The following is a 9,110-nucleotide window of genomic DNA, read 5'->3' as shown; positions in this document are numbered from 1 at the left end:
TGTCGCCCCGGCCGCTCGACATGCCGGGCGGCGGGCTCGAGGGCGGGATCGGCGGCGCCGGCGTCATCCGGTGACGGCGCGGCGCGCGGGCTGAGGCGATGAAGCTCGATGCGCGCCGCGCGGCCGCGGTGCTCGCCGATCCGGGCCCGTTCCGCGCCGTTCTGCTGCATGGCGACGATGCGGGGCTGGTGCGCGAGCGCGCCGAGGCGCTGGTGCGCGCCGTGCTCGGCGGCGCGATGGACGATCCCTTCCGCATGGCAGAGCTGAACCGCGAGGAGGCGGCGAAAGCCGGCGCGCTGGCCGGCGAAGTCGCGGCGCTGGCGATGACCGGCGGACGGCGCGTGGTGCGGCTGCGCGAGGCGACGGATGCGCATGCGACGGCGCTGAAGGACGCGCTCGCGACGCCGGGCGAGGCGTTGATGGTGCTGGAGGGCGGCGAGCTGACGGCGCGGTCGAAGCTGCGCGTGCTGGCCGAGGCCGCGCCGGAGGTGGCGGTGATCGCCTGCTATCGCGAGCGCGGCGAGGAGCTGGCGGGGACGCTCGGTCGCATGCTGAAGGAGGAAGGCGTGTCGGCCGATCCCGCCGCCCTGTCCTGGCTGGCGGCGCGGCTCGGCGAGGACCGGATGCAGACGCGGCGCGAGGTGGAGAAGCTCGCGCTCTATGTCGGCCGCGGCGGGCGCGTGGACGAGGACGCGGCGATGGCCTGCGCGGCCGAGGGCTCGACGGCGGATCTCGACGAGGCGCTGATGGCCGCGACGGCAGGCGATGCGGCGCTGGCGGATCGCGCGCTCAGCGCGGCCTTCGCCGAAGGTGCGAATCCGGTGCAGGTGCTGCGCGCGGCGCTGCGGCATGTGCAGCGGCTGCACGAGGCGGCGCTGGCCGGCGATGCATCGGTGCTGCGCCCGCCGGTCTTCTTCCGCCACAAGCCGGCCTTCGACCGCGCGCTGCGCGCCTGGTCGCCGGCCGCGCTGGAGGCGGCGGGGGCGGCGCTGCTCGAGGCCGAGAAGCGCACCAAGACCACGGCCTTCCGCGATGCGGATGCGGTGATCGCGCGGGCGGCGTTGATGGCGATCGCGCGGCAGGCTGCGGCCCGCCGTTGACCGGCGCGCACGGCCGCCGCCGTGGATTTTCCGGCGTGATTGGGCATTTGCCGGAATAGGCGGCGCGTTGGCGCCGTCAGCCGCCGTTCAGCAGGCGCACGAGGCCGTCGAGCTGGTCCAGGTCGCGGTACTCGATCACCACCTGCCCGCCCTTGCCCTGGTGCTGCACCGACACCTTGAGGCCGAGCCGCTCCGTCAGCTCGCGTTCGAGCGCCACCGTGTGAGGGTCGCGTTCCGCCTTGCCGGCCTTGCCGTTGCGCGGCCTGCCCTGCGCGGCGACGAGGGCCTCGGCCTGTCGGACGTTCAGGTTGCGCGCGACGATCTGGGCGGCGAGGCGGGCCGGCTCCGGCGTGCCGACCAGCGTCCGTGCATGGCCGGCGGTGAGCGCGCCGTGGCGGACCAGGTCGCGCACAGTCTCGGGCAGGCTCAGCAGGCGGAGGGTGTTGGCGACGTGGCTGCGGCTTTTCCCGACGGCCTGACCCAGGCCTTCCTGCGTCAGCCCGAACTCGTCGAGCAGGCGCCGGTAGCCCTCGGCCTCCTCCATCGCATTCAGGTCCTGGCGCTGCAGGTTCTCGACCAGGCCGGCGGCCATGGCCTCGCGGTCGCCGAGTTCCCGGACGATGACCGGGACCTCGTGCAGCTGCGCGACCTGGGCTGCGCGCCAGCGGCGCTCGCCGCCGATGATCTGGTAGGCGCCCGGCGCCTCGGGCTTCGGGCGGACCAGGATGGGCTGGAGGATGCCGTTCTCGCGGATGGAGGAGGCAAGCTCTTCCAGCGCGCCCTTGTCCATCGCGCCGCGCGGCTGGAATGGTCCGGGCTCCAGCGCCTCGACCGGCACGGTGCGGAGCGCGCCGGCCTCCGCCGTGGGGGGCGCATCGGGGATCAGGGCCGAGAGGCCGCGGCCGAGGCGGGGCGGCTGGGGCTTGCGGGGCAGGCTCATGCCGCGGGTCTCCGCGCGCGCTCGCGCTTCAGGAATTCGGCCGCGAGCCGGACATGCGCCTGCGCGCCCGGCGAGCGGAAATCGTAGAGCAGGACCGGCAGGCCGTGCGAGGGCGCCTCGCTGACGCGGACGTTCCGCGGGATCACCGTCTCGAACACCTTGTCCTTGAAGAAGCCGCGCACGTCGCTGGCGACGAGTTCCGACAGGTTGTTCCGGCGGTCCACCATGGTCAGCACGATGCCTTCGAGCGTCAGGCGCGGGTTCAGCGCGCGGCGCACGCGGTCGATGGTGCGGGTGATCTGGCTGATGCCTTCGAGGGCGAAGAACTCCGTCTGCAGCGGTACCAGAACGCCGTCGGCGGCTACCAGGGCGTTCAGGGTGAGCAGGCCGAGCGAGGGCGGGCAATCCAGGAAGACGAAGTCGAAGCCGGCGAGCGCCTCAGCGCCGTCCTGCAGGGCCTTGGCTAGGCGGCGCTCGCGGTCATCGGCGCCGACCAGCTCCACCTCGGCGCCGGCCAGGTCGGGATCGGCTGGGAGGATGGAGAGGTTGGGGATCTGGCTCGGCCGCAGCAGCTCGGCCAGCGGGCGGTCCTCGACCAGAAGGGCGTAGGAGCCGGCGCTGCGGTCGGCGCGGCCGATGCCGAGGCCGGTGGAGGCGTTGCCCTGCGGATCGAGGTCGATCAGCAGGACCTTGTGCTCGGCGGCGAGCGCCGTCGCGAGGTTGATCGCGGTCGTCGTCTTGCCGACGCCGCCCTTCTGGTTGGCGAAGGCAAGGATGCGCGGCATCGCGCGTTCAGGGCGGGCCACGTCGTATGTCGCTCAACCGGAAGATGGTGGCATCGGGGTCGGTCCGGCTCGCGAACCGCTCGACCTGCAATTGCCAGTGCGGGAGGGCGGCGGTCAACTCGGCTTCCGCGGTCCTGCCCTTCGGGAAGATCGCGACGCCGTCCGGCGCGAGCAGGCGCGCCGCATGGGGCAGCAGATCCGTGAGCGGCGCGAGGGCGCGCGCGGTCAGGACGGCCAGCGGGGGCAAGGTGGCGGCCTCGATGCGCTGCGGATGCACGCGGACGCGCGTCAGCCCGAGCTGGCCGGCGGCCTCGGTGAGGAATGCCGCCTTCCGACGGTCGGATTCGACGAGGTGGGTTTCCCGAGCTGTCGCGATGGCCAGGACGAGGCCCGGGAACCCGCCCCCGGATCCGAGATCGCCCACCGGGCCGTCATCCGCCGGCAGCAGGGACAGGAGCTGGAGCGAATCGGCGATGTGGCGCGCCCGAATGGAGTCCGCGTCCCGGTCGGCGACGAGGTTGATCCGGTCGTTCCAGCGGACCAGCAGGTCGAGAAAGCGGTCGAGCCTTGCGGCGACATCCGCCGAGACGGGCTCGGCCGGCGGAAGTGCCTGACGCTCCGGCGCCCCATCGCCCCGTTTCACGTGAAACAGCTCAGGCCGTCGCGCCGCGGCGGAGATGCATCGCCAGCGCCGCGATCGCGGCGGGCGTGATGCCCGGGACCCGGCCCGCGCTGCCGAGGGTCGCTGGGCGCGCGGAGGAGAGGCGGTGCTGCATCTCCCGCGAGAGTCCGGGAATGGCCGCGAAATCCAGCCCGTCTGGGATCGCCAGCCGCTCCTCGCGCTCGATCAGCCGGCGCTCGGCGTCCTGGCGGCGTAGATAGGGCGCGTAGAGCGCTTCGGCCTCAACCTGCACGGCGACGCCTGGGGGCAGATCGGCGAGCCAGGGGAACACGGCGGCGGCGGCCGCGACCGTCACGCCGGGCAGCGCCAGCACCTCCAGCGCCGAGCGGCGCCGGCCATCCTGCCGCACGGGCAGGCCAGCGGCGGCGATCGCGGCGGAGGTGGCCTGGTCCTGTCCGGCCCGCTCCAGCGCCGCGGCGACCTCCGCCGCGAACGCACGGTGGCGGTGGGTTCGCTCCGACCCCACGCAGCCCCAGGCGATGCCGCGATCGGTCAGCCGCAGCCCGGCATTGTCGGCGCGCAGGGTGAGGCGGTGCTCGGCGCGGGCGGTCAGCATGCGGTAGGGCTCGGTGACGCCATGGAGGACCAGGTCGTCCACCAGCACGCCGATATAGGCGTCGCCGCGGCCGAGCACGCGGTCGGGGGTCTCGCCGGCGGCGCGCTGCGCGGCGTTCAGCCCGGCCATGATCCCCTGCGCCGCGGCCTCCTCGTAGCCGGTCGTGCCGTTGATCTGACCCGCCAGGAAAAGCCGCTTCACCGACCGGGCCTCGAGCGTGGGCCGCAGCGCGCGCGGGTCCACATGGTCGTATTCGATCGCGTAGCCGGGCTTCAGGATCCGGGCGCGCTCCAGCCCCGGGATCGAGGCGATGACCGCCCCCTGGATCTCCGGCGGCAGGCTGGTGGAGATGCCGTTCGGATAGACCGTGTCGTCGTCCAGCCCCTCGGGCTCGAGGAAGATCTGGTGCCGGTCGCGGTCCGCGAAGCGGACCACCTTGTCCTCGATGGAGGGGCAGTAGCGCGGCCCGACGCCCTGGATGCGCCCGCCATAGACCGCCGTCCGGTGCAGGTTCTCGCGGATCAGCGCGTGGGTGGCTGGTGTCGTCCAGGTGATGCGACACTCCACCTGCGGGTTGGCGATCCGGTCTGTCAGCCAGGAGAGCGGCTCCGGCGGGTCGTCGCCCGGCTGCGCCTCCAGCGCCTGCCAGTCGATGGTCCGCCCGTCGAGCCGGGGCGGCGTGCCGGTCTTGAGGCGGGCGAGCGGCAGCCGCAGCCGCTCCAGCGCCAGGGCGAGGCCGATCGCGGGCTGGTCGCCGCGGCGGCCGGCCGGGATGCGCTCCTCGCCCAGATGGATCTCGCCGCGGAGGAAGGTGCCGGTGGTGATGACCAGGGCCCCGCAGGGGATGCGGCGGCCGGTGGCGGTGACGACGGCCGCGATGGCGCCCTCGGCGTCGAGCTCCAGCTCCTCGGCTGCTTCGGCCAGGATGTCGAGGTTGGCGGTCTCGGCCAGGAGGCGCTGCATCGCCTCGCGGTAGAGGCGGCGGTCGGCCTGGGCGCGGGGGCCGCGGACCGCCGGGCCCTTGCTGGCGTTCAGCTGCTTGACGTGGATGGCGGCGGCGTCGGCAGCCCGGGCGATCAGCCCGTCCAGCGCGTCCACCTCCCGCACCAGGTGCCCCTTGCCCACCCCGCCGATGGCGGGGTTGCAGGACATCTCGCCGATCGTCTCGACGCGGTGGGTGAGGAGGAGGGTGCGCGCGCCGCAGCGCGCGGCGGCAGCCGCGGCCTCGCAGCCCGCATGCCCGCCGCCGACCACCACCACGTCGTAGCGCGTCGTCCCCGTCATGGGCGGGGATATAGGCCGGCTACTTGCCGATGCAGAAGTCTCCGAAGACGACATCGAGGACGTCTTCGACGCCGACCCGGCCGGTCAGCCGGCCGAGGGCCAGCACCGCCCCGCGCAGCGCCTCCGCGGCCAGTTCGGGCAGCGGGGCGATCTGGGCTTCGTCAAGCCGGGTGACGGCTTCGGCCAGGGCGGCGCGGTGGCGGCCGCGGGTCAGCAGCGGCGCCTCCGCGAGTCCGGCCCGCTGCTCCGCCAGCGTCGCCAGAGCAGCCTGCAACCCGTCCAGCCCGGCGCCGGTCCGGGTGCTGGTCGCCAGGACAGGGCGGCCCAGGAGGCCCGACGGCGCCGGCGCCAAGTCGCATTTGGTCGCGACGAGCAGCGCATCGGGCCGCGCCTCGGCCAGGGCCAGCGTCTCGGGATCGGGCGGCTGGTCGGCGGCGAAGACGGCGAGCACCAGGTCGGCCTCGTCCGCCCGGCGCCTGGCCCGGCGCACGCCTTCCTGTTCGATCTCGTCCGGGGTCTCGCGCAGCCCGGCCGTGTCGGCCAGCACCGCCGGGATGCCGCCGAGGTCGAGCGGCGCCTCGATCACGTCGCGGGTCGTGCCCGGCCGGGCCGAGACGATCGCCGCCTCGCGGCCGAGCAGCGCGTTCAGCAGGGAGGATTTCCCGGCATTGGGAGCGCCGAGGATGGCGATGGTCAGCCCCTCGCGCAGCCGCTCGCCGCGACCGCCATCGTCGAGGTGGCGGCGGATCTCGGCCGCGAGCGCCGCGGCCTCCCCCTGGGCGCGCGCCGCCAGATCGGTCGGCAGGTCGTCCATCTCGAATTCGATGGCGGCTTCCTGATGGGCCAGGATCCGCGTCGCGCGCTGCGTCCAGGCTGTGTAGATCGCGCCGAGCGTGCCCTCGGCCTGGCGCAGCGCTTGGCGCCGTTGGGCGACGGTCTCGGCGTCGATCAGGTCGGCGATCGCCTCGGCCTGGGTGAGATCGAGCTTGCCGTGCAGCACGGCGCGGCGCGTGAACTCCCCCGGCTCGGCCGGACGGCAGCCAAGCTCGACCAGCGCCTCGGTGACGCCTGCCACCACGGCGCGGCCACCATGCAAATGAAGCTCCGCCGCATCCTCGCCCGTGTAACTCGCCGGCCCGGGGAACCAGAGGACGAGCGCTTGGTCGAGCACCTCGCCGGACCGCGGCGCCCGCAGGCGGGACAGCGTTGCGTAGCGCGGCGCCGGCAGTGCTCCGGCCAATCGGGCGAGGACCTGCGCGGTACCGCCGCCGGACAGGCGCAGCACGGCGATCGCGGCGCGTCCCGCGCCCGAAGCCCTGGCGAAGATCGTGTCGGGGAAGCCGCTCACGCTGGGTGTTTCACGTGAAACGGGGAAGCCGCGAGGCCCGGGTCAGCCCTTCGGCGGCAGCACATGCCGCTCGGTCAGCATCAGCTCCGGCACCCGCGCCCCGGCGACGAGATGCGCGGCGAGGATGCAGTCCACATCCTCCCGTGTCTTCGGGCTGTACCAGACGCCTTCGGGATAGATGACGAGCGTCGGGCCGAACTCGCAGCGGTCCAGGCAGCCGGCCGAGTTGATGCGGACCCGCTTGAGCCCGAGCTCCTTGGCCCGGGCCTTCATGTAGTCGCGCAGCTCCTCGCTGCCCTTCGCCGCGCAGGAGCCCCGACGATGGCCGTCCGGGCGGCGGTTGCAGCAGACGAAGACATGCGCGTCGAAATAAGGCGGCGGGTCGGCCGCGTCGCTGCGGGCGGCGGCCGTCGGGGCATCGTTCACGTCAGTCTCCAGGACAGAGTCCATCGCTGCGCCGCATGTAGCGGCCACACGGCCACACCGCCAGGACGGCCTGAACGGCATATTGAAGGCAGTCCGGCCCCCTCCACGTTGCCCTGCTTGACGACCCGCATCAGGTTGTGGCGCATGGCGCGCCCCGGATCGCCAAGATGCCGCAACTCTCCTGCCTGACGCCGCTCGGCGAGGTGACCGTCTCCGAAGAGGAGGGCGCCATCGTCGCCCTCGACTGGGGCCGCGGCCGCGACCAGACGCGCACGCCCCTGCTGGCCGAAGCGGTCGCCCAGCTGCAGGACTATTTCGACGGGCGCCGGCGTGACTTCGACCTGCCGCTCGTCCCGCACGGTACCGTCTTCCAGCGCCGGGTCTGGGATGCATTGCGTGCGATTCCGGCCGGCCAGACGCGGAGCTATGGCGACCTCGCGCAGCTGCTGGGCAGCGCGGCGCGCGCGATCGGCCAGGCGAACGGCGCCAACCCGATCCCGATCCTGATCCCCTGCCATCGCGTGCTGGCCGCGGCCGGCGCGCTCGGCGGCTATTCGGGGGGCGAGGGGCCGGCGACGAAGCGATGGCTGCTCGACCACGAGCGCCGCATGACGGCCGCTGCGCTGGGCAGCGGCCCGCAACACGAATTGCCGCTCGGCTCCGACAGGGCCGGCTCGAAGGGACCCACGCCGTCATGAACCACGCGATCCGCGTCCACGAGTATGGCGGCCCCGAGGCCCTCGTCTGGGAGGAGGTCCCGCTGCCGGCGCCCAAGCCCGGCGAGGCGCTGGTGCGCCACAAGGCGGTCGGGCTGAACTACATCGACGTCTATTTCCGCACCGGCCTCTACAAGGCGCCCGCGCTGCCGGCGACGATCGGCATGGAAGGCGCTGGCGTGGTGGAGGCGGTGGGCGAGGGCGTGACGCATGTTGCCCCCGGCGACCGCGTCGCCTACGCCACCGCCCCGATCGGCGCCTATGCCGAGGCGCGCGCCATCAAGGCCGACCGCCTCGTGAAGCTGCCTGGCTCCATCGCTGACGAGCAGGCGGCGGCGATGATGCTGCAGGGCATGACCGCCTGCTTCCTGCTGACCCGCACCTACAAGGTGCAGCCCGGCCAGACGATCCTGGTCCATGCCGCGGCGGGCGGCGTCGGGCTCATCATGGTGCAGTGGGCCAGGCATCTCGGCGCGACCGTGATCGGCTGCGTCAGCACCGAGGCGAAGGCCGAACTCGCCCGCGCGCATGGCGCCGACCATGTGGTCGTCGGCACCGATGCCCTGCCGGCCCGCGTGAAGGAGATCACCGGCGGCGCCATGCTGCCCGTCGTCTTCGACAGCGTCGGGCGCGACACCTTCATGACCTCGCTCGACTGCCTCGCGCCCTTCGGGATGATGGTCTCCTACGGCAATGCCTCGGGCCCGGTCTCCATCGCGGATATCGGCATCCTGGCCGCGAAGGGCTCGCTCTATCTCACGCGCCCCACGCTCGCGACCTACACCGCGAAGCGCGAGGACCTGGAAGCCTGCGCCAACGCGCTCTTCGACGTCGTCGCCAAGGGCGTGGCGAAGATCAACGTCAACCAGCGCTTCGCCCTGAAGGACGCCGCCGAGGCGCATCGCGCGCTCGAGGCGCGCAAGACGACCGGCAGCACGGTCCTGCTGCCGTAGGGACCTGCTGGGTCAGTCCGGCAGGAAGTAGCGGTAGCGATACCGCTCCGTCAGGCCGAGCCCGGCATTGAGCGCGAGGGACGCCGCATTGGTGCAGGCGACCTGCGCATAGGCGAAGCGCGCGCCGCGCGCACGCGCCCAGGCGCCGGCCGCCGACATCACGCGGCGCCCGAGGCCGCGCCGGCGGAACTCCGGCCGGACCGCGAGGTCGAACAGCCCGGCGAGCGCGCCATCCGTCGTCACGAAGGCGCAGGCGGCCGGGCGCCCGCCATCGCGCAGCAGCACCCAGGCGGCCGCCACGCCGAGGATCTCCGGCATCC

The 9,110-nt window shown here is 73.5% G+C and carries 10 protein-coding genes; 3 read left to right on the top strand and 7 right to left on the bottom strand.

Translation table 11 applies throughout. The annotated features are described in order from the left end of the window. Positions 1-98 precede the first annotated feature (98 nt). Positions 99-1,100 (top strand): DNA polymerase III subunit delta, encoded by a 1,002-nt coding sequence (gene holA / locus L2I40_RS13140; RefSeq protein ID WP_237215412.1) that lies wholly within the window; start codon positions 99-101, stop codon positions 1,098-1,100. A gap of 76 nt (positions 1,101-1,176) precedes the next feature. On the opposite strand, the gene L2I40_RS13135 is transcribed toward holA, so the two are convergent. The 6 genes from L2I40_RS13135 to L2I40_RS13110 are packed head-to-tail and all read right to left on the bottom strand — an operon-like array spanning position 1,177 to position 7,121. Beyond that, positions 1,177-2,040: a ParB/RepB/Spo0J family partition protein gene (locus L2I40_RS13135; protein ID WP_237215411.1), complete on the bottom strand. Its 864-nt coding sequence runs from the start codon at positions 2,038-2,040 to the stop codon at positions 1,177-1,179. After that, positions 2,037-2,825, bottom strand: a complete 789-nt coding sequence (locus tag L2I40_RS13130) for a ParA family protein (protein WP_237215410.1) — start codon at positions 2,823-2,825, stop codon at positions 2,037-2,039. Before L2I40_RS13130 ends, L2I40_RS13135 begins: the two co-directional genes overlap by 4 nt. Before the next feature lie 7 nt (positions 2,826-2,832). Next, positions 2,833-3,468, bottom strand: coding sequence for a 16S rRNA (guanine(527)-N(7))-methyltransferase RsmG (rsmG, locus tag L2I40_RS13125; protein ID WP_237215409.1), 636 nt, complete (start codon positions 3,466-3,468; stop codon positions 2,833-2,835). Positions 3,469-3,478: 10 nt separating this feature from the next. Then, positions 3,479-5,347 carry a tRNA uridine-5-carboxymethylaminomethyl(34) synthesis enzyme MnmG gene (gene mnmG, locus L2I40_RS13120; RefSeq protein WP_237215408.1) on the bottom strand — a complete coding sequence of 623 codons (1,869 nt, stop codon included), beginning with the start codon at positions 5,345-5,347 and terminating at the stop codon, positions 3,479-3,481. 19 nt (positions 5,348-5,366) lie between these two features. Next, entirely contained in the window at positions 5,367-6,695 is a 1,329-nt protein-coding gene (mnmE, locus tag L2I40_RS13115; RefSeq protein ID WP_237215407.1) for a tRNA uridine-5-carboxymethylaminomethyl(34) synthesis GTPase MnmE, read from the bottom strand. Positions 6,696-6,737: 42 nt separating this feature from the next. Further along, positions 6,738-7,121: a (2Fe-2S) ferredoxin domain-containing protein gene (locus L2I40_RS13110; protein WP_237215406.1), complete on the bottom strand. Its 384-nt coding sequence runs from the start codon at positions 7,119-7,121 to the stop codon at positions 6,738-6,740. A gap of 167 nt (positions 7,122-7,288) precedes the next feature. Between L2I40_RS13110 and L2I40_RS13105 the strand changes: the two genes are divergently transcribed. Together L2I40_RS13105 and L2I40_RS13100 are read left to right on the top strand one after the other, a co-directional pair. Next, positions 7,289-7,819: a methylated-DNA--[protein]-cysteine S-methyltransferase gene (locus tag L2I40_RS13105; RefSeq protein ID WP_237215405.1), complete on the top strand. Its 531-nt coding sequence runs from the start codon at positions 7,289-7,291 to the stop codon at positions 7,817-7,819. Further along, complete coding sequence (locus tag L2I40_RS13100; RefSeq protein WP_237215404.1) at positions 7,816-8,790, top strand: quinone oxidoreductase family protein; 975 nt, start codon at positions 7,816-7,818, stop codon at positions 8,788-8,790. Before L2I40_RS13105 ends, L2I40_RS13100 begins: the two co-directional genes overlap by 4 nt. 12 nt (positions 8,791-8,802) lie before the next feature. Here the strand turns inward: L2I40_RS13100 and L2I40_RS13095 are convergent. Beyond that, the coding region (locus L2I40_RS13095) for a GNAT family N-acetyltransferase (protein WP_237215403.1) at positions 8,803-9,110 on the bottom strand (308 nt) is incomplete at its 5' end.

This window comes from Falsiroseomonas oryziterrae (assembly GCF_021864505.1).
Taxonomy (GTDB): domain Bacteria; phylum Pseudomonadota; class Alphaproteobacteria; order Acetobacterales; family Acetobacteraceae; genus Falsiroseomonas; species Falsiroseomonas oryziterrae.
The sequence above is the reverse complement of the archived record's forward strand: the minus strand, read 5'-3'. Positions and strand labels throughout refer to the sequence as shown.

Coding starts and splice junctions, on each gene's coding strand:
- L2I40_RS13100 (WP_237215404.1), top strand. CDS start 7,816: ATGAACCACGCGATCCGCGTCCACGAGTATGGCGGCCCCGAGGCCCTC.
- holA (WP_237215412.1), top strand. CDS start 99: ATGAAGCTCGATGCGCGCCGCGCGGCCGCGGTGCTCGCCGATCCGGGC.
- L2I40_RS13135 (WP_237215411.1), bottom strand. CDS start 2,040: ATGAGCCTGCCCCGCAAGCCCCAGCCGCCCCGCCTCGGCCGCGGCCTC.
- L2I40_RS13130 (WP_237215410.1), bottom strand. CDS start 2,825: ATGCCGCGCATCCTTGCCTTCGCCAACCAGAAGGGCGGCGTCGGCAAG.
- L2I40_RS13105 (WP_237215405.1), top strand. CDS start 7,289: ATGCCGCAACTCTCCTGCCTGACGCCGCTCGGCGAGGTGACCGTCTCC.
- mnmG (WP_237215408.1), bottom strand. CDS start 5,347: ATGACGGGGACGACGCGCTACGACGTGGTGGTGGTCGGCGGCGGGCAT.